The sequence below is a fragment of the Arthrobacter sp. NamB2 genome, from assembly GCF_005281365.1.
GTDB lineage: Bacteria > Actinomycetota > Actinomycetes > Actinomycetales > Micrococcaceae > Arthrobacter_D.
Map to the genome: position 1 here is coordinate 203,739 of NZ_SZWI01000004.1, position 18,349 is coordinate 222,087.

The window sequence follows — 18,349 nt, forward strand, 5'->3', positions numbered from 1 at the left end:
CAGCGGGGTCAGAGGATATTGAGGTTGCGGCGCAGTTCGTACGGGGTCACCTGGATCCGGTAGTCGTGCCACTCCGCGCGCTTGTTCCGCAGGAAGTTCTCGAAGACCTGCTCCCCGAGGATGTCCGCCACCAGCTCCGAGTCCTCCATGACCCTGATCGCGTCGTGCAGGCTCGCGGGAAGCGGATCGTGTCCCATGGCGCGGCGCTCGGCGGCGGTCAGGCTCCAGACGTCGTCCTCGGCGGCGGCAGGCAGCTCGTAGCCCTCCTCAATGCCCTTCAGCCCCGCGCCCAACAGCACCGAGTAGGCGAGGTACGGGTTGCTGGCGGAGTCGATGCCTCGGTACTCGATACGTGCGGACTGGCCCTTGTTGGGCTTGTAGAGCGGCACGCGAACCAGGGCCGAGCGGTTGTTGTGGCCCCAGGACAGGTAGCTGGGGGCCTCGCCCCCGCCCCACAGACGCTTGAACGAGTTGACGAACTGGTTCGTCACGGCGGTGAACTCGGGTGCGTGCCGAAGGATGCCCGCGATGAACTGGCGGGCTGTCTTCGACAACTGGAACTCGGCGCCGGCCTCGAAGAAGGCGTTGGTGTCGCCCTCGAACAGGGAGAAGTGGGTGTGCATCCCCGAGCCCGGGTGTTCGGAGAACGGCTTGGGCATGAAGGTCGCGTAGCTGCCCGAGGTGAGGGCGACCTCCTTGATGATCGTCCGGAAGGTCATGATGTTGTCTGCCGTCTGCAGCGCGTCGGCGTACCGGAGGTCGATCTCGTTCTGGCCGGGGCCGGCCTCGTGGTGGCTGAACTCGACCGAGATACCCACCGATTCGAGCATGGCCACGGCGGTGCGGCGGAAATCCTGGGCAACACCGCCCGGGACGTGGTCGAAGTAGCCGGCCTGGTCGACCGGCACCGGCTGGCCGTCCGCGCCCAGTTCGGCCGACTTCAGCAGATAGAACTCGATCTCGGGGTGCGTGTAGCACGTGAAGCCCATGTCGGCGGCTTTCGCCAGTGTCTTCTTGAGGACGCCGCGGGGATCGGCATTCGACGGCTGACCGTCCGGGGTGAGGATGTCGCAGAACATCCGGGAGGTCTGTTCCTTGTCACCGCGCCACGGCAGGATCTGGAAGGTCGAGGGATCCGGCTGTGCCAGCATATCCGACTCGTACACGCGTGCGAGGCCCTCGATGGACGAACCGTCGAACCCGAGACCCTCCTCGAAGGCTCCCTCTACTTCCGCGGGTGCAAGGGCGACGGACTTCAGGGAACCGACGACGTCGGTGAACCACAGGCGCACATAACGGACGTCACGCTCCTCGATCGTTCGCAGTACGAACTCCTGCTGCCGGTCCATGACCACCCTCATTCCTTGAATCGTCGCCCAGGCCGCCCTGGCGGGCGGCGGGCTGTCCATGCCCGACATCGTGCGCGTTCGGCACCGTCGATCGAGGCACACCACGCTGCCGGCGCACCCACGGTACGCCGGGCACGCGAGCGCCTGCCGTCAACACTCTACTGACCCGTACGGGCAGTTCGCGGCTGGCGGCCCTGCCCATTCTGGCGTGCCCATGTTAACGGGCAGTTACGCAGGCCCGGCCGACGGAAGGACCCGCCCACCGCCGGCAACGCTCCACCTGCTATCACCGGAAGGCGCCTGCATACGGTCCGATAGTCTCGTGGCATGACTTCCGCTGAACTGCCTGCTCCCTACGGAGAGGGACCGGCCCCGACGCCGGCTCCGCCCGTGGGTGCTCCTGCCGCTGCGAAACCGACCGGCAGGGTCCGCATCCACCACCTGCAGCAGGCCAAGGACCAGGGCACCCGCTTCGCGATGCTGACGGCCTACGACCAGTACGCGGCGCAGGTGTTCGACGAGGCCGGCATCGATGTCCTCCTCGTCGGCGACTCCGCGGCCAACAACGTCCTGGGGCACACCACGACCCTGCCGATCACCCTCGACGAGATGATCCTCTTCAGTCGAGCGGTGAGCAGGGCCGCGACCCGGGCGCTCGTCGTCGCGGACCTGCCCTTCGGCAGCTACGAGGTCTCCCCTGCGCAGGCAGTGGAGTCCTCCGTCCGGCTGCTCAAGGAGGGCCTGGTGCATGCCGTGAAGATGGAGGGCGGAGCAGACTACGCCGACACCGTCCGCGCCCTCGTCCGGGCAGGTATCCCCGTCATGGCGCACATCGGGTTCACCCCCCAGAGCGAGCACGCCCTCGGCGGCTACCGCGTGCAGGGCCGGGGAGACGCCTCCCAGCGCGTCGTCGACGACGCCGTCGCCCTTGCGGACGCAGGCGCCTTCTGCGTGCTGATGGAGATGGTCCCCGCGGAGACGGCCGACGCCGTCGAGGCAGCCGTCCGCGTGCCCACGATCGGGATCGGCGCGGGCTCCGGCACGACGGGCCAGGTGCTCGTCTGGCAGGACATGGCGGGCCTTCGGGGCGGCCGGCAGGCGAGGTTCGTCAAGCAGTACGCCGACCTCCGCACTGTCCTCAAGGACGCAGCGAAGGCATATGCGGATGATGTCCGCGCGGGTACCTTCCCGGGTCCGGGGCACGCCTTCTAGCCGGCGAGTACTCCGGAAAGAAACGGGGGCGGCTGGCTAGTCGTCGTCCTTGTCCCAGGCCTCGTTGCGCTGCTGGACCTTCTCCAGCGCCTTCTCCGCCTCCGCCCGTGTGGCATACGGCCCGATCAGCTGCGACCAGTCCGACTGGCGGTCCTCCTCGACCTCGTGCGTGCGCACATTGAACCAGTACTCCGTCATACCGACCTCCTCGATCCAGGGCACGGGCCGTGTCACCCGGCGATCCGGACGGCGTCGACATTCAGGCGCCGACTCCGCCCGCTATAGGATCAAGGGTATGCCCCTGCCTTCCGCCGCCGCTCCCCTCGGGACCTTGACACCCGGCACGATCTCGCCCCGCCGCCCCGTTCCGCCGAGCATCCCCCGCCCCGAATACGTGGGCCGCAAGGCTCCCGCACCCTTCACCGGTTCCGAGGTGAAGACGCCGGAGACCATCGAGAAGATCCGCGTCGCCAGCAGGATCGCCGCGCAGGCCATCGTCGAGGTCGGCAACCACGCGAGGCCCGGCGTCACGACGGACGAGCTCGACCGGATCGGCCACACCTTCCTGCTCGACCATGGGGCGTATCCGTCGACCCTGGGGTACCGAGGCTTCCCAAAATCGCTCTGCTCGTCGCTCAACGAGGTCATCTGCCACGGCATCCCGGACGACACGGTGATCAAGGACGGCGACATCCTGAACATCGACATCACCGCGTACAAGGACGGCGTCCACGGCGACACGAACTACACCTTCTGCATCGGCGACGTCGACGAGGAATCGCGGTTGCTCGTAGAGCGCACCCAGGAGTCCCTGAACCGCGCCATCCGTGCCGTCGCGCCAGGGCGGGAGATCAATGTCATCGGACGTACCATCGAGTCCTACGCCAAGCGCTTCGGTTATGGTGTTGTCCGTGACTTCACCGGGCACGGCGTCGGAGAAGCGTTCCACACGGGACTGATCATCCCCCACTACGACGCCGCTCCCGCCTACAACCGCGTCATCGAGCCGGGGATGGTCTTCACCATCGAGCCGATGCTGACGCTCGGGACCATCGACTGGACCATGTGGGCGGACGACTGGACCGTCGTCACGAAGGACCGGAAGAGGACAGCGCAGTTCGAGCACACACTCGTTGTCACCGACCGCGGTGCGGAGATCCTCACACTGCCCTGAGCATCACCGCCACCGCGCCCTGCATACTGCTACGCCCCCATCCCGGCTCACGCCGGCCCGCACTTCAACGGAGAATCATGGCCAAGGACACCGAGAAGAAGAAATCGAAGAAGCTCCCGGCAACCGTCATCGGCGTCGATATCGGCGGTACCGGAATCAAGGGCGGCATCGTCGACCTCGAGAAGGGCGTCATCGTCGGTGAGCGCTACCGCATCCCGACCCCGAAGCCTTCGACGCCGGAGGCTGTCGCAGAGGTCGTCGCCCAGATCGTCACGGAACTCTCGTCGCGGCCCGAGGGTCCGGCCGCCGATGTCCCCGTCGGCGTCACCTTTCCCGCGATCATCCAGCACGGGGTCGCCCGCTCCGCCGCCAATGTCGACAAGAGCTGGGTCAACACCGATGTGGACGCGCTGTTCACGAGGGTCCTCGGCCGCGACGTCCACGTCATCAACGACGCCGACGCCGCCGGACTCGCCGAGGTCCGCTACGGAGCAGGCAAGGGCAAGATGGGCACGGTGCTCGTCATCACGCTCGGGACCGGCATCGGCTCCGCGTTCATCTTCGACGGCATACTGGTCCCCAACGCGGAGCTCGGCCACCTGGAGATCGACGGCCACGACGCGGAGACCAGGGCGTCGGCCGTCGCGCGCGAGCGGGACGGCATCGACTGGGACGAGTACGCCATCCGCCTCCAGCGCTATTTCTCGCACGTGGAGTTCCTCTTCTCTCCCGAGCTGTTCATCGTGGGCGGAGGAATCTCCAAGAGGAGCAGCGAGTACCTTCCGTCGCTGCAGCTACGCACGCCGATCATCCCTGCCCAGTTGAAGAACCACGCCGGTATCGTCGGCGGGGCGCTGCAGGCGGCGCTGTTCTTCAGTCCAAGGGCCTGAACCCGGAAAGAGCAGGAAGCCCGGTACGGATCCTCCGTACCGGGCTTCCTGCGCCTGCGACGGCCCGAGGGGCCGGGCGTGGTGCCGGTGGTGGCGTCGGCTTCCCCTCCGCAGCCACCACCGGGGTCTCATGTGCGCCTACTGCGCGGTCAACGGCCTCTGTGCCCCGGTCGGGACACGCTCGTTGTCCTTCGTCTGCTGGCGCAGGGTCTGGATGGCCTCCTCGAAATCCTCGAGCGACTCGAAGCCCTGGTAGACGCTGGCGAAGCGCAGATAGGCGATCTGGTCGAGCTTGCGCAGTGGCTCGAGGATAGCCAGACCCACCTCGTGCGCATCGATCTCGGCGACACCGCTCGCCCGGACGGTCTCCTCGACCTCCTGTGCAAGGAGCGCAAGATCGTCCTCGGTCACCGGTCGGCCCTGACACGCCTTGCGGACTCCGTTGATGATCTTCGAGCGGCTGAACGGCTCGCCCGCGCCCGAGCGCTTGATGACACTGAGGCTCGTCGTCTCGACGGTGCTGAAGCGTCGGCCGCACTGGGGGCACTGGCGGCGACGGCGGATCGCGGAGCCGTCGTCGGCGAGGCGGGAATCGACGACGCGGGAGTCGGGGTTGCGGCAGTACGGACAGTACACGGTTCCCCTTCCACCAGCGTGATCGAATCCCAGTCTAGAACTACATGTGGGGAAACAACAACACTGTAATTACCAGATGTAGTGGCAGGGGCCCTCGGGAGAGCTCAGAGGCCGACGCTGTCGAACCTGGCCGTGACGGCCTCCCCGTGCGCGGGCAGGTTCTCCGCCTCCGACAGGGAGACGATGAACGACGACACCTCACGAAGTGCTTCGCGTCCATAGTTCACGAGCTGCACTGCGCGCAGGAACGTGGTGACGTTCAGACCGGAGGCAAACGCCGCCGTTCCACTCGTCGGCAGGACATGGTTCGATCCGGCACAGTAGTCGCCGAGGCTGACAGGACTGTGGGCGCCGACGAAGATGGCGCCGGCGTTGCGGATACGGCCGGCGACACCGGCCGCATCGGCCGTCTGGATCTCCAGGTGCTCCGCAGCGTAGGCGTCGCACACGGCGATACCGTGCTCGATGTCGTCCACCAGGATCACACCCGACTGCGGACCGGCCAGGGCCGTCCTCACTCGGTCCGTGTGGCGCGTCGCTGCTGCACGCACCCGCAGGGCATCGACGACGGCCAGGGCGAGGGCGTCGGAGTCGGTCACCAGCACGGAGGCTGCCTGCGGGTCGTGCTCGGCCTGGCTCACGAGGTCTGCGGCGACGAGCTCGGCGTCGGCTGTCGCATCCGCCAGGACGGCGATCTCGGTGGTGCCGGCCTCCGAGTCGATGCCCACGCTGCCGCGTACGAGCCGCTTGGCCGTGGCGACGAAGACATTGCCAGGGCCCGTGATGACGTTCACCGGGTCGATGGCTTCCTGGGCGGACCCGCCGTCGATGCCGTATGCGAGAGCCGCAACGGCCTGCGCTCCGCCCATCGCATACACCTCGGTGATCCCGAGCATCGACGCCGCGGCGAGGATCACGGGGTGCGGCCAGCCGCCGAACTCCTTCTGCGGAGGCGATGCGAGAGCGATGGAGCCGACGCCGGCCACCTGCGCGGGCACCACGTTCATGACCACGGACGACGGATAGACGGCCAGGCCGCCCGGAACGTACAGGCCCACGCGGTCGACGGCGACCCACTTGTGGGTGAGGTGCGCGCCGGGCGCCACCTCCACCTCGACATCCGCCGGGACCTGCGCCTGCGCGAACAGCCGCGCTCGTCGGATGGACTCGTCGAGCGCGGCGCGGACGTCGTCGTCGAGACCGGCAACCGCAGCCCGGATGACCTCGGCCGGCACGCGGGGATGCTCCAGTTCGACGCCGTCGAACCGACGCGCCAGGTCGCCCAGCGCGTCGAAACCGCGTGACCGGACGTCATCGATGATGGCCTGCACCGCAGATTCGGAGGACTGTGCACTCGCTGCTGCCCGGGGCATCACGCTCTTCAATTCGCCCGGCGACAGCATGCGTCCTCGCAGGTCGATCGTGCGGAATTCCACGGGAGGGAAGGTGCTGGGCGCTGGATTCACCCTGAGAGTCTATCGGGACCGGGCGTCCGGCCGATGCCGGCATGACGCTCCGTGCGCGGGCTCGAGGCGCGGATCAACGTACCCACGAGGGCGCCATGCGGACTACCGGGCAGGACCACCGCGGGCGGGATCCTCCAGGACGCCGTCAGGCCTGCCGACGAGCGAGACCTATCAGGGCGGTGACGAAGATGATCACAGCCGCGACCGCGGGCCAGATCGCGAGCGCGCCGTAGGACTGCAGGACGAAGTCCGACCCCGGCAACTCGTCGCGCCCGTGCGGCCCGAGCAGGTAGGCCAGGCCCTCCCCCACGCCGAGCGCCAGGACGGACCCCAGGACCGACCCGCCGACAGCAGCCAGGATCCGCGCCACGACCCCCGGCAGTTTCAGCCGGAGCGCGACGACGGTGCCGACCGCGATGCCGGCGAGGAGTTCGAGGCCCGCGAAAGTGAGATCCCGGAGAACCCACTCCGTCGCGACGACGGGATCGCCGAAAAGCCGTCCGGTCGGGGCGAGCAGCCACCAGGCCACTCCGAGGACCGCTCCCAGCAGGACCGTGGAACCCAGCCACCAGAACACCCCCGCAGGCGGTACGGAGCGCCGGTCTTCGGCGACTGCGTACACAGGAGGCGGGTAGTTGGTCGAACCGGTGTCCGGCTCCTGGCTAGCGCGCATGACTTCTACATTAACAAACCGCTCATGGTTCGGGCCCCGCGCCTAGTGTGGTCGTGGCAGCGTGAGCGGCAGCTCGTCATCCGGCGGGCCGCCCGCCACCGCGTCGTCCCTTGCCGTCTATCCCCCGGAGGAACCACGTGAACGAACCGAGCACTGCGCCGGCACCGCAGCCCGCACCCGAGCTCCACGGCGAATCCTTCCGCGAGGTCTTCCGGCGCCATGCTGCCGGAGTGGCCATCATCACGGCGACCTACGAGGACGTCCCCTTCGGATTCACGGCCACATCGGTTGCCTCGCTGTCCGCCGAACCGCCCCGCTTCTCGTTCAACATGGCGCGCACGTCGTCCTCCTGGCCTGCCGTCGCGAATACGAACTTCGTGGGGGTCCACATGCTCAGCACGGAGAACGAGGGCATCGCGAACCGCTTCGCACGCACGAAGGACCGCTTCACCGGCGATCACTGGGAGCCGGGGCCGGAGGGCGTGCCCATCCTGAAGGACGTCGCCGGCTGGCTGGTGGGCCGCATCAGCATGCGCCTGTCCTTCGAGAACAACGCGGTAGTCGTCGCCGAGGTCGTAGCCGGGAACGTCGGGCCCGACGGCGCCCCCCTGCTCTACCACGGCGGCAGCTACGGCACGCCCACGTCAACCGACTACGTCATCTGACGCGCTCGGCCGGGCGGGCCCCGGTACCTCCCGTCCCGCGGCACCTCCGTCCCGCTGCCGCCCGACCCGTAGGCCCGCGGCGACGAGCCGATCCCCAATCCGCCGCCGTCGGGCGTTGCTCGGCCCTCCGCCGTCGGGCGTTGCTCGGCTCGGCGCCGTCAGGCGTCGAGGCAGGCGGGCCCGAGCAGTACCTTGAGGTCCCCGAACAGGCTGGGCGTCGGATTGACGCGCAGGTCGACGCCGAGCTTCATGATCTCGACCTTGCGGGAACCGTTGAGTCTGATCAGCACCTCACTCGTGCCGGGATGGGTCCGCAGCACGTCGCCCAGCGCAGTCACGGCGGTCTCCGTGGCCTTGTGCTGCAGCATCGAGATCACGACGGGCCCCGAGTGCCCCTCGCTGAGGTCCGGCACCGTCAGTTCCTGCGCGTTGAGCATCACGGCACCGTCGTCCCGGCGCTGCAGGCGGCCGCGCACCACCACGATCAGATCCTCCGCCAGGACTGCCGAGATGGGACCGTAGACCTGCCCGAAGAACATCACCTCCATCGACCCGGCGAGGTCCTCGATCTCGGCTCGTGCATACGCATTGCCGCTGTTCTTCGCGATCCTTCGCTGGAGGGACGTGATCATGCCGGCGATGGTGACGATCGCGCCGTCGGCCGGGCCCTCCTCGCTGATGATCGACGGGATGGACGAATCCGCGTGCTGGCTGAGGATGCCCTCGAGTCCCTGCAGCGGGTGGTCCGAGACATAGAGCCCGAGCATGTCGCGCTCGAAGGACAGCTTGTCCTTCTTGTCCCATTCCGGCAGATCGGGGACCTCCACCGACAGTCCGCCGGCGCCCATGCCGCCGTCGTCGTCGAACGCGCTGAAGAGGTCGAACTGGTTCGCCGCCTCGTTGCGCTTGAGGACGATCACGGAGTCGACGGCCTCCTCGTGGATCATGGCGAGGGCGCGGCGCGGGTGCCGTAGGGAGTCGAAGGCGCCGGCCTTGATGAGCGACTCGATGGTCCGCTTGTTGCAGACGACGGCGGGCACCTTCTGCAGGAAGTCGGAGAAGGACGTGAACGCGCCCTTCTCCTCACGGGCGCCCACCATCGCACCCACGACGTTCGCACCGACGTTGCGGATGGCGCCCATGCCGAACCGGATGTCCTTGCCGACAGGGGTGAAGTTGACGCTGGACTCGTTGACGTCGGGCGGCAGGACGGTGATGCCCATGCGGCGGCACTCGTTGAGGTAGATGGCGAGCTTGTCCTTGTCGTCGCCCACGCTGGTGAGCAGGGCCGCCATGTACTCGGCGGGATAGTGGGCCTTGAGGTACGCCGTCCAGTAGGACACGAGACCGTAGGCAGCCGTGTGCGCCTTATTGAACGCGTAGTCAGAGAAGGACTCAAGGACGGTCCAGAGCTTGTCCATGGCGGCCTGCGAGTAGCCGTTGGCCTTCATGCCGGCGAAGAAGTCGGCCTGCTGCTTGTCGAGCTCGGACTTCTTCTTCTTGCCCATGGCCCGCCGGAGCATGTCCGCCTGGCCGAGCGTGAAGTTCGCCAGCTTCTGCGCGGCGGACATCACCTGCTCCTGGTAGACGATGAGTCCGTAGGTCCCGCCGAGGATCTCCTCGAGCGGGCCCTCGAGCTCGGGGTGGATCGGCTCGATGTCCTGCAGCCCGTTCTTGCGCAGGGCGTAGTTCGTGTGCGAGTTCACGCCCATGGGCCCCGGGCGGTACAGCGCCAGGACGGCGGAGATGTCCTCGAAGTTGTCGGGGCGCATGAGCTTCAGCAGGGACCGCATGGGTCCGCCGTCGAGCTGGAAGACACCCAGGGTGTCGCCGCGGGCGAGCAGCTCGTAGGACTCCTTGTCGTCCAGCTCGAGCTCCTCGAGCACGAGGTCCGTGTCCTTGTTCGCCTTGATGTTCTCGACGGCGTCCGTGATGATCGTCAGGTTCCTCAGGCCGAGGAAGTCCATCTTGATCAGTCCGAGCCCCTCGCAGGTGGGGTAGTCGAACTGCGTGATGACCTGGCCGTCCTGCTCGCGGCGCATAATCGGGATGATGTCGATCAGCGGGTCGGACGACATGATGACGCCCGCGGCGTGCACGCCCCACTGCCGCTTCAGGCCCTCGAGCCCCAGCGCCGTCTCGAAGACCTTCGCGGAGTCCGCGTCGGTCTTCAGCAGCTCGCGCAGCTCCTCGGCCTCCGAGTAGCGCTTGGCGTCCTTGTTGTGGACGTCGGCCAACGCGAGGCCCTTGCCCATCACGTCCGGCGGCATGGCCTTGGTGAGCCGCTCGCCCGTCGAAAACGGATAGCCCATGACACGCGAGGAGTCCTTGAGGGCCTGCTTGGCCTTGATCGTGCCGTAGGTGACGATCATCGCCACGCGCTCGTCGCCGTACTTTTCCGTCACGTACCGGATGACCTCGGACCGGCGGCGATCATCGAAGTCGACGTCGAAGTCGGGCATGGACACGCGCTCGGGGTTGAGGAAGCGCTCAAAGATGAGCCCGTGCTTGAGCGGGTCCAGGTCGGTGATGCGCATCGCGTACGCCACCATGGAGCCGGCGCCCGAGCCTCGGCCCGGACCCACGCGGATCCCGTTGTTCTTGGCCCAGTTGATGAAGTCGGCAACCACGAGGAAGTAGCCCGGGAAACCCATCTGCGTGATGACGCCCACCTCGAACTCCGCCTGCTTGCGGACGTCGTCGGGCACGCCTGCCGGATAGCGGTACTGCAGGCCCGTCTCGACTTCCTTGACGAACCAGGACTGCTCGTTCTCCCCCTCGGGCACCGGGAAGCGCGGCATGTAGTTGGCCTTGGTGTTGAATTCGACATCGCACCGCTCGGCGATGAGCAGCGTGTTGTCGCAGGCCTCGGGATAGTCGCGGAAGATCGCGCGCATCTCGGCCGGGGACTTCAGGTAGAACTCGTCGGCGTCAAACTTGAAGCGCTTGGGGTCGGCGAGGGTGGAACCGGACTGGACGCAGAGAAGCGCGGCGTGGGCCTTCGAGTCCTCGGCGTGCGTGTAGTGGAGGTCGTTCGTGGCGACGAGCGGCAGCCCGAGCTCCCTCGCGAGCTTGATCAGGTCCGCCTTCACGTTCCGCTCGATGTCGAGCCCGTGGTCCATCAGCTCGCAGAAGTAGTTCTCCGCCCCGAAGATGTCCCGGAAGTCCGATGCCGCCTGCTTCGCCTCGTTGTAGAGACCGAGCCGGAGCTTCGTCTGCACTTCGCCCGAGGGGCAGCCCGTGGTCGCGATCAGGCCCTTCCCATAGGTCTGCAGGAGGTCGCGGTCCATGCGGGGCTTGTACAGGTAGCCCTCGAGGGAGGCGAGGGAGGACATCCGGAAGAGGTTGTGCATCCCCTCGGTCGTCTCGGACCAGAGGGTCATGTGGGTGTAGGCGCCGGCACCGGACACGTCGTCGCGCCCACCACCGCCCCACTGCACGCGCGTGCGGTCATTGCGGGCGGTACCCGGGGTGAGGTAGGCCTCGACCCCGATGATCGGCTTGATACCGGCACTGTTGGCCTTGCTCCAGAAGTCGAAGGCCCCGAAGACGAACCCGTGGTCCGTCGTCGCGAGGGCCTTCATCCCGAGTTCCTCGGTGTGGCTGAACAGGTCCGTCAGTCGCGCTGCTCCGTCGAGCATCGAGTACTCGGTGTGGTTGTGAAGATGGACGAACGAGTCTGTTGATGCAGGGATAGCCACCCCCCAAGTCTAGTGCTCCTGCACCCGGCCGGCCGTCGCGGGACCATCCCCCGACGTCGCTCCGGCGTGTCACACGAGACCGTTGGACAGGGCCGTCAGGGCGTAGGCGAGATCGACCGGGTAAGGGCTCGAGACCGAGACCGGCTCCCCCGTCCGGGGGTGGCTGAAGCCCAGTCGATGGGCGTGCAGCCACTGCCGGGTCAGGCCGAGCTCCGCGGCCAGTCGGGGGTCTGCCCCGTAGGTCAGGTCACCAGCGCAGGGATGCCGGAGCGCCGAGAAGTGCACGCGGATCTGGTGCGTCCTGCCGGTCTCGAGGTGGACCTCGACGAGACTGGCGCGGCCGAACGCCTCGAGTACCTCGTAATGGGTCACCGAGTCACGGCCGCCCTCCATGACGGCGAATCGCCACTCGTGATGGGGGTGGCGCCCGATGGGGGCGTCGATCGTGCCCTTGAGCGGCTCGGGGAGACCCTGCACGACGGCATGGTAGACCTTCTCCACGGTGCGCTCCTTGAAGGCGCGTTTCAGGGCGGTGTAGGCGGGCTCGGTCTTCGCGACCACCATCGCCCCCGACGTGCCGACGTCGAGCCGATGCACGATCCCGACGCGCTCGGGGGCGCCGGAGGTCGAGATGCGGTACCCGGCAGCGGCGAGGGCACCGACGACCGTCGGTCCCACCCACCCCGGCGAGGGGTGCGCGGCGACGCCGACAGGCTTGTCGACGACGACGAAATCGTCGTCATCGAGGAGGATGCCCATGCCGTCGACCGCTTCCGGGATGATCCGGTGCTTGTCCTCGGGGTCAGGCAGGTCCACATCGATCCGCTCGCCGGCCTGGACCCGATCGGACTTCGCCAGGCGGGAACCGCTCCTCAGGACGCGACCGTCGGCGCACCACTGGGCGACTGCCGATCGGGACACCTCGAGCAGGCGCGCCAGGGCCGCGTCGACACGGCTACCGCCGTCGGCCTCCGGGATCACGAGGTGCTGTGGTTCACCTGCCATCGTCGTCCGTGCCCTCGCCCCGCGTGCCCGGTGGAACATCGTCCGTCGCCGAACCGGCTGTGGAGGTTTCCGCGGTATCTCCCTCTGTGCTGCGCTTGCCGTCCATGCCGATGCCGCGCAGGGTCAGCAGGCAGATGAGTCCGACGCCGCTGACGACGGCCGAGTCGGCAATGTTGAAGATCGCGAAGTTGGGTAGGGCGATGAAATCCACGACATGCCCCTGACCGAAGGAAGGTTCCCTGAACAGCCGGTCGGTCAGGTTGCCGAGAGCACCTCCGAGGACCAGTCCGAGCGCGACGGACCATCCCCAGGACGCGACCTTCCGCACCTGTAGCACGATGGCAGTCGCGACGACCACCATGATGATCGTGAAGACCCAGGTGTAGTCGGTGCCGATCGAGAACGCCGCTCCGGGATTACGGATGAAGCGCCACGTGAGCAGCGGTGGAAGAACCGGCGTCACCTGTCCCTCGGTCATCGTCGCCACGACCCACCATTTCGTGAGCTGGTCGAAGATGTACGCGACGAGCGTGCACAGGAGCATGACGACGCCGTAGCGTGCCGCGGGCCTGCGCACGTGACCGGGCTCGCCGGCAGGAGCGAGGCGCCAGCCACCGTCGGCACCGGCACCTTCGGTTCTGTGCGCAGCAGCGCCAGGCGCCTGGGACGGGTTGCTCGCGGTGTCCGGCTCGGGCGTGGAGTCGGCTGGCTGGTGCTCGTTCACGGTCCATCCAAGGTGTAGGCGCGGGTGGGTGGCCAGGGAGATCGACGACGGAAGGGCCGGCTCCCGGGGTTCCACCCCGGCAACCGGCCCTTCCACTGGCCCGACGGGTGTCGGACCGAACGTCCTGCTAGGAGGCCGAGGTGTCGGAGGCCAGCGAACCGCGGGCGTCCAGGTCGCGAAGCTGACCCTCGATGTAGGCCTTCAGGCGCGAGCGGTAGTCCCGCTCGAAGCTGCGGAGCTGTTCGACCTTGCGCTCGAGCACTGCCTTCTGCTGCTCGAGGTCGCCGAGGGTCTTGCGGCTCTTCTCCTGCGCGTCGTTGACGAGGCCGCTGGCTTCGATCTGCGCTTCGGCGATGATCTTATCGCGCTGCTCGACACCCGCATTGACGTACTCGTCATGCAGGCGCTGCGCCATGGCGAGGACGCCGGCAGCGGATTCGGCGGTACCGACGGAGGCCGCGGGTGCAACCGGTGCGGGAGCTGCAGGCGCGGGGGCCGGGGTGGGCTCCTGAACGGCCGGAGCGGGCTCGGGCGCCTTCTCCTCGACGGGGACGTCCTCGGTGTGCGTGCTGGCGGCGACCGGAGCGGGCACCGCAGAGGTCTGCGAGGTGTCGGAGGAACCGTCCGCAAGCCTGCGGCGCAGTTCCTCGTTCTCCTGGTTCAGGCGGCGGAGCTCGACGACGATCTCGTCGAGGAAGTCGTCCACCTCGTCCTGGTCGTAGCCCTCGCGGAACTTCGTCGGCTGGAACCTCTTGTTGACAACGTCTTCTGGCGTCAAAGCCATCTGGTCACCTCATACTGATAGAAGCCGGCCCACCGGAAGAGCGGGCATGACTGCGGTACCGAATTGTGGACATGAACCACTGGACTCACGTCGAACTGTGAATCAGCGTATATCTTCTGGAACTGCATCACGAAACGGACTCGAACGCTAGGCGGCGAGACGCGCAGAGACCGACATCAGGATCAACACCACGATGAAGAGCACGAGGAACGCCAGGTCGAGTTGTATTCCGCCCAGACGGAGCGGCGGTATGAGCCGGCGAAGGGCCTTGATGGGCGGATCCGTCACCGAGTACACGCCGGAGGCGACAACCAGGGCGAGCTTCTGGGGACGCCAGTCACGAGCGAATCCCTGGACGGCGTCGTACACGATCCGCAGGATCAGGGCTAGCTGGAACAGCATCAGTACCAGGTAGAACAGGGCGAATACCAAACTCACGGAGCAGTTCCAGTCCTTGGGGCCTTGGTGGTCGGTGGCGACCGTGGAGGCCGCAGGGCTCAGCTCTGGTTGAAGAAGCTGGTCTGTGCTTCGCTTGCCTTCAGGTCCTCGCCGAGGACTTCAATATACGACGGCGAGAGCAGGAACACCTTATTGGTGACCCGCTCGATGCTGCCGTGGAGGCCGAAGACGAGCCCCGCCGAGAAGTCGACGAGCCGCTTCGCATCGGCTTCGCCCATGTCGGTGACGTTCATGATCACGGGGATTCCGTCGCGGAAGCTCTCACCGATCAACTTGGCGTCGTTGTACGACCTGGGGTGGATGGTGGTGATCTGGCGCAGCGCGGCGGAATCCTCGCGCGACGACGGCGCGCGCTTGATCGGCGTCACCGGTGCGCGGTACTCCTCTGCGGGAGCAACCCGGGCCACTGCGGGAGCCGCCTCGAGGTGGCGTTCGTCGCGGTCGTAGTCCACTGTGTAATCCTCGTTCCTGCTGTGCGCGCTTTTCGCTTCGGGCTCGTAGTGCTCGTCACCATCGGCGAGCCCAAGGTAGATCATTGTCTTGCGCAGTGCGCCAGCCATGGTGACTCCTGTCATAAGAGAGTGGATTGGTGGGATCCAGGGCGTGCCGCACGGGCCAGCCCGGCCGCCCGTCGTGCCGCCGTTACAGCTCAGACGCTACCCCACGGCCGGACGCGGACCGAGGACATCAGAACCAATCCTCAGGTGTGTCGCACCGGCGGCAACGGCCTCCTCGAGGTCGCCGCTCATCCCGGCCGACACGGCCGTCGCCGAGGGCTCGACGGCGCGCACGGCGGCCGAGATCGTCAGGAGCTGCTGGAACGCTGCGGCCGGCGGTGCCCCCAGCGGCGCTACCGCCATGACACCGGCGAGGCGGAGGCCGGCCGTTCCCACGACAGCTTCGGCGAGTTCAGCGGCGTCCCGGGGAAGCGCACCGCCCCGCTGGTCCGGCTGGGCGCCGGAATCGAGCGCGAACTGCAGGAAGCAGTCGAGATCGGGCCGCGCGCCGAGACCGGCCCCTGCCCTCCTCGCCTGTTCGTTCGCCATCGCCTTCCCCAGCGCCCCGATGAGGGCGTTCCGGTCGACCGAATGCACACTGTGCGCGTAGCGGACAACCGATTTCGCCTTATTGGTCTGCAGTTGCCCGATGAAGTGCCAGGTCAGGGCGAGGTCACTGAGCTCGGTCGCTTTCGCCGCTGCTTCCTGGTCCCGGTTCTCCCCCACGTCCCGCACGCCGAGGTCCACCAGGATGCGGATATCGGAAGCCGGGAAATACTTGGTCACGACGATCAGCTCCGGTTCGGGCCGCCCTGCCACCGCCGCCGCCCGGGAGATCCGAGCGCGCACGCCGCGAAGCCGCTCGTCGAGGTCGCGCGCACGTGCGAGGTCCGGCGCCGGGTCTCCCGTGCCGGAGCTCATGTCCGCCATACAAGACCGGCGGTGCGGCCGGCGCCCGGTGCGCGGCGGTGCGAGTACAGCGCGCTGTTCTCGACGGTGCACAGAGCGTCTGCCCCGCGCACCTCACCGACCTTCACTCCGCCCTCCTCGAGCTGGCATCGGGCGGCTGCCGGAAGGTCGAGGGCCGCAGTCCCGGTGGTCGTTCTCGACGCGGCTGCGGGGATCCCCTGCGCCATCTCGAGCATCATCGCCTCGGGAACCTCGTAGCAGGAACCGCACACCGAGGGACCGATCCAGCCTGACAGGTCCCGCGCACCGCCGGCACGCAGCACGTGGATGGCCTGTGCAATCACCCCGTTGCCGACGCCGGCGCGACCCGCGTGCACCACGGCCGTGGCGCCCGTACCGCCGTCGTCGACGGAGGCATCCGCGAGCACGATCGGCACGCAGTCGGCCACGAGGACGGCCAGTGGCTCACACCCGCTCCGGGACACGAGCCCGTCCGCGTCGGGCGCGTCTGCAGCGCCGTCCCCGAGCGTCGCCACCCTGTTGGAATGCGTCTGGCTCATGAAGCGCAGCGAGCCCGGGGCGATTCCCATCGCAGCCTCGAGCAGACGGCGGTTGTTCCGGACCCCAGCCGAATCATCGCCGACATGCAGGGCGAGGTTGCCCGCCTCAATGGAGGTGAAGGCGACCCGGAGACCAGGACGGACCTCCTCGTTCCAGTAGAACGGGGAGGTCCGCTCCGGACCGATGGATGAGCGCACCGACTACTTCAGGAAGTCGGGCACGTCGAGGTCGTCGGAACGTCCGGCCGAGAGGTCGGGCTCCACGATCGCGGGCAGGTCGACGTCGAAGCCCGAGTCGGCAGGCACGGTCTGGACGCTCTGTGCCCGCTGCTGGGACCAGGCGCCGAGGCCGGCGCTGGCTGCACCCGCGGCACGCTGCTGGTTCCCGCCGACGCTCGGCGCGACGACCGGCCGTGCCGCCGGAGCGGCTGCGGGCTGCGAGGTCGCATCAACCTGATCGAAGCCTGCCGCGATGACCGTGACGCGCGCCTCGTCGCCGAGGGCGTCGTCGATGACCGCACCGAAGATGATGTTCGCCTCCGGGTGCGCGACCTCCTGCACGAGGCGTGCTGCCTCGTTGATCTCGAACAGACCGAGATCGGAGCCACCCTGGATCGACAGCAGGACGCCGTGCGCTCCGTCGATGGACGCTTCGAGCAGCGGCGACGCGATGGCGAGTTCGGCAGCCTTAACGGCGCGGTCCTCGCCGCGAGCGGAGCCGATGCCCATCAGGGCGGAGCCTGCGCCCTGCATGACCGACTTCACGTCGGCGAAGTCGAGGTTGATCAGGCCCGGAGTCGTGATGAGGTCGGTGATGCCCTGGACGCCGGAGAGCAGCACCTGATCCGCCGAGCGGAAGGCATCGAGCATCGAGACGTTGCGGTCGCTGATGGACAACAGGCGGTCGTTCGGAATGACGATCAGGGTGTCGACCTCCTCGCGGAGGGTATCGATGCCACTTTCGGCCTGGTTCGACCGACGGCGTCCCTCGAAGGTGAACGGCCGGGTCACGACGCCGATCGTGAGGGCGCCGAGGGAGCGGGCGATCCGGGCGACGACGGGAGCGCCGCCGGTCCCGGTGCCGCCACCCTCACCCGCCGTGACGAAGACCATGTCGGCCCCGCGGATGACCTCCTCGATCTCCTCCGAGTGGTCCTCGGCCGCGCGGCGGCCGACCTCGGGGTCCGCCCCAGCACCGAGCCCACGGGTGAGTTCGCGTCCGACGTCGAGCTTGACGTCGGCGTCACTCATCAGCAGCGCCTGGGCATCCGTGTTGATGGCAATGAACTCCACGCCACGGAGCCCGACCTCGATCATGCGGTTGACGGCGTTGACGCCGCCGCCGCCGATGCCGACGACCTTGATGACGGCCAAGTAATTCTGAGGTGCTGCCACGTCCTGTGTCCCTTGTTCGAATCTGTGTGCTGTACGGGGGCTGCCGATGGTCCGGCTTCGATCTTCACCTGAAGGAAACGTTAACGTTCAGGTTGAAAGTTAACGTTATGTCAAGTAACTTCTATGGTTGACGCTAGGTGCATGCGTTCCGCGTTGCAATGACCGGGCGCCGCGTGTCGGGCATGTCGCTCGCCTCGCGTCCCTGTCGCTCGCCAACACGCCGCGTCCGGCGATGGCCGCGCCCGCTGCA

At 67.6% G+C, this 18,349-nt stretch carries 18 protein-coding genes; 4 read left to right on the top strand and 14 right to left on the bottom strand.

Features of this window, described 5'->3' with window-relative positions; all coding sequences use genetic code 11:
* Window positions 1-8 precede the first annotated feature (8 nt).
* Window positions 9-1,349, bottom strand: coding sequence for a type I glutamate--ammonia ligase (gene glnA, locus FDK12_RS09615; RefSeq protein WP_104117542.1), 1,341 nt, complete (start codon window positions 1,347-1,349; stop codon window positions 9-11).
* Window positions 1,350-1,676: 327 nt separating this feature from the next.
* Here glnA and panB point away from each other — a divergent pair, with 327 nt between their 5' ends.
* Window positions 1,677-2,561, top strand: coding sequence for a 3-methyl-2-oxobutanoate hydroxymethyltransferase (gene panB / locus FDK12_RS09620; RefSeq protein ID WP_137369372.1), 885 nt, complete (start codon window positions 1,677-1,679; stop codon window positions 2,559-2,561).
* A gap of 36 nt (window positions 2,562-2,597) precedes the next feature.
* On the opposite strand, the gene FDK12_RS09625 is transcribed toward panB, so the two are convergent.
* Window positions 2,598-2,759: an SPOR domain-containing protein gene (locus FDK12_RS09625; protein WP_137369373.1), complete on the bottom strand. Its 162-nt coding sequence runs from the start codon at window positions 2,757-2,759 to the stop codon at window positions 2,598-2,600.
* Between the two features lie 97 nt (window positions 2,760-2,856).
* Between FDK12_RS09625 and map the strand changes: the two genes are divergently transcribed.
* Both map and ppgK read left to right on the top strand, forming a co-directional pair.
* Window positions 2,857-3,735 carry a type I methionyl aminopeptidase gene (gene map / locus FDK12_RS09630; RefSeq protein WP_137369374.1) on the top strand — a complete coding sequence of 293 codons (879 nt, stop codon included), beginning with the start codon at window positions 2,857-2,859 and terminating at the stop codon, window positions 3,733-3,735.
* Between the two features lie 77 nt (window positions 3,736-3,812).
* Window positions 3,813-4,625, top strand: a complete 813-nt coding sequence (gene ppgK, locus FDK12_RS09635; protein WP_137369375.1) for a polyphosphate--glucose phosphotransferase — start codon at window positions 3,813-3,815, stop codon at window positions 4,623-4,625.
* Window positions 4,626-4,763: 138 nt separating this feature from the next.
* Here ppgK and nrdR read toward each other — a convergent pair whose 3' ends face one another.
* The 3 genes from nrdR to FDK12_RS09650 all read right to left on the bottom strand — a co-directional run bounded on the left by nrdR (window position 4,764) and on the right by FDK12_RS09650 (window position 7,400).
* Window positions 4,764-5,261 carry a transcriptional regulator NrdR gene (nrdR, locus tag FDK12_RS09640; protein WP_137369376.1) on the bottom strand — a complete coding sequence of 166 codons (498 nt, stop codon included), beginning with the start codon at window positions 5,259-5,261 and terminating at the stop codon, window positions 4,764-4,766.
* A gap of 104 nt (window positions 5,262-5,365) precedes the next feature.
* Window positions 5,366-6,664 (bottom strand): histidinol dehydrogenase, encoded by a 1,299-nt coding sequence (gene hisD, locus FDK12_RS09645; RefSeq protein ID WP_137369432.1) that lies wholly within the window; start codon window positions 6,662-6,664, stop codon window positions 5,366-5,368.
* 208 nt (window positions 6,665-6,872) lie between these two features.
* Window positions 6,873-7,400: a hypothetical protein gene (locus tag FDK12_RS09650; protein WP_137369377.1), complete on the bottom strand. Its 528-nt coding sequence runs from the start codon at window positions 7,398-7,400 to the stop codon at window positions 6,873-6,875.
* Between the two features lie 137 nt (window positions 7,401-7,537).
* Between FDK12_RS09650 and FDK12_RS09655 the strand changes: the two genes are divergently transcribed.
* Window positions 7,538-8,065 carry a flavin reductase family protein gene (locus FDK12_RS09655; protein ID WP_137369378.1) on the top strand — a complete coding sequence of 176 codons (528 nt, stop codon included), beginning with the start codon at window positions 7,538-7,540 and terminating at the stop codon, window positions 8,063-8,065.
* Between the two features lie 158 nt (window positions 8,066-8,223).
* Here FDK12_RS09655 and dnaE read toward each other — a convergent pair whose 3' ends face one another.
* The 9 genes from dnaE to ftsZ form a co-directional block, all read right to left on the bottom strand.
* Entirely contained in the window at window positions 8,224-11,760 is a 3,537-nt protein-coding gene (gene dnaE, locus FDK12_RS09660) for a DNA polymerase III subunit alpha (RefSeq protein ID WP_137369433.1), read from the bottom strand.
* Between the two features lie 75 nt (window positions 11,761-11,835).
* Window positions 11,836-12,771 carry an RluA family pseudouridine synthase gene (locus FDK12_RS09665; RefSeq protein WP_104117467.1) on the bottom strand — a complete coding sequence of 312 codons (936 nt, stop codon included), beginning with the start codon at window positions 12,769-12,771 and terminating at the stop codon, window positions 11,836-11,838.
* Complete coding sequence (lspA, locus tag FDK12_RS09670; protein ID WP_223263218.1) at window positions 12,761-13,348, bottom strand: signal peptidase II; 588 nt, start codon at window positions 13,346-13,348, stop codon at window positions 12,761-12,763. Before lspA ends, FDK12_RS09665 begins: the two co-directional genes overlap by 11 nt.
* Before the next feature lie 274 nt (window positions 13,349-13,622).
* The gene (locus tag FDK12_RS09675; RefSeq protein WP_137369379.1) at window positions 13,623-14,279 is read right to left on the bottom strand and encodes a DivIVA domain-containing protein; all 657 of its coding nucleotides are present in this window, start codon (window positions 14,277-14,279) and stop codon (window positions 13,623-13,625) included.
* 147 nt (window positions 14,280-14,426) lie between these two features.
* Window positions 14,427-14,717: a YggT family protein gene (locus FDK12_RS09680; protein ID WP_137369380.1), complete on the bottom strand. Its 291-nt coding sequence runs from the start codon at window positions 14,715-14,717 to the stop codon at window positions 14,427-14,429.
* Window positions 14,718-14,776: 59 nt separating this feature from the next.
* A complete protein-coding gene (locus FDK12_RS09685; protein ID WP_104117470.1) occupies window positions 14,777-15,298 on the bottom strand; it encodes a cell division protein SepF in 522 nt (173 codons plus the stop codon).
* Between the two features lie 96 nt (window positions 15,299-15,394).
* Window positions 15,395-16,156, bottom strand: coding sequence for a YggS family pyridoxal phosphate-dependent enzyme (locus FDK12_RS09690; RefSeq protein WP_223263207.1), 762 nt, complete (start codon window positions 16,154-16,156; stop codon window positions 15,395-15,397).
* On the bottom strand, window positions 16,153-16,902 hold the full coding sequence (locus tag FDK12_RS09695) for a polyphenol oxidase family protein (protein ID WP_223263208.1): 750 nt from the start codon (window positions 16,900-16,902) through the stop codon (window positions 16,153-16,155). The genes FDK12_RS09690 and FDK12_RS09695 overlap by 4 nt, the downstream gene beginning before the upstream one ends.
* 3 nt (window positions 16,903-16,905) lie before the next feature.
* Window positions 16,906-18,099 carry a cell division protein FtsZ gene (ftsZ, locus tag FDK12_RS09700; protein WP_137369382.1) on the bottom strand — a complete coding sequence of 398 codons (1,194 nt, stop codon included), beginning with the start codon at window positions 18,097-18,099 and terminating at the stop codon, window positions 16,906-16,908.
* Window positions 18,100-18,349 lie beyond the last annotated feature (250 nt).

Bases quoted from the DNA above. Each gene is read 5' to 3' on its own strand.
- FDK12_RS09675 (WP_137369379.1), bottom strand. From the start codon at position 14,279: ATGGCTTTGACGCCAGAAGACGTTGTCAACAAGAGGTTCCAGCCGACG.
- FDK12_RS09685 (WP_104117470.1), bottom strand. From the start codon at position 15,298: ATGGCTGGCGCACTGCGCAAGACAATGATCTACCTTGGGCTCGCCGAT.
- FDK12_RS09650 (WP_137369377.1), bottom strand. From the start codon at position 7,400: ATGCGCGCTAGCCAGGAGCCGGACACCGGTTCGACCAACTACCCGCCT.
- FDK12_RS09625 (WP_137369373.1), bottom strand. From the start codon at position 2,759: ATGACGGAGTACTGGTTCAATGTGCGCACGCACGAGGTCGAGGAGGAC.
- hisD (WP_137369432.1), bottom strand. From the start codon at position 6,664: ATGCTGTCGCCGGGCGAATTGAAGAGCGTGATGCCCCGGGCAGCAGCG.
- panB (WP_137369372.1), top strand. From the start codon at position 1,677: ATGACTTCCGCTGAACTGCCTGCTCCCTACGGAGAGGGACCGGCCCCG.
- FDK12_RS09665 (WP_104117467.1), bottom strand. From the start codon at position 12,771: ATGGCAGGTGAACCACAGCACCTCGTGATCCCGGAGGCCGACGGCGGT.
- ppgK (WP_137369375.1), top strand. From the start codon at position 3,813: ATGGCCAAGGACACCGAGAAGAAGAAATCGAAGAAGCTCCCGGCAACC.
- FDK12_RS09690 (WP_223263207.1), bottom strand. From the start codon at position 16,156: ATGAGCTCCGGCACGGGAGACCCGGCGCCGGACCTCGCACGTGCGCGC.
- map (WP_137369374.1), top strand. From the start codon at position 2,857: ATGCCCCTGCCTTCCGCCGCCGCTCCCCTCGGGACCTTGACACCCGGC.
- glnA (WP_104117542.1), bottom strand. From the start codon at position 1,349: ATGGACCGGCAGCAGGAGTTCGTACTGCGAACGATCGAGGAGCGTGAC.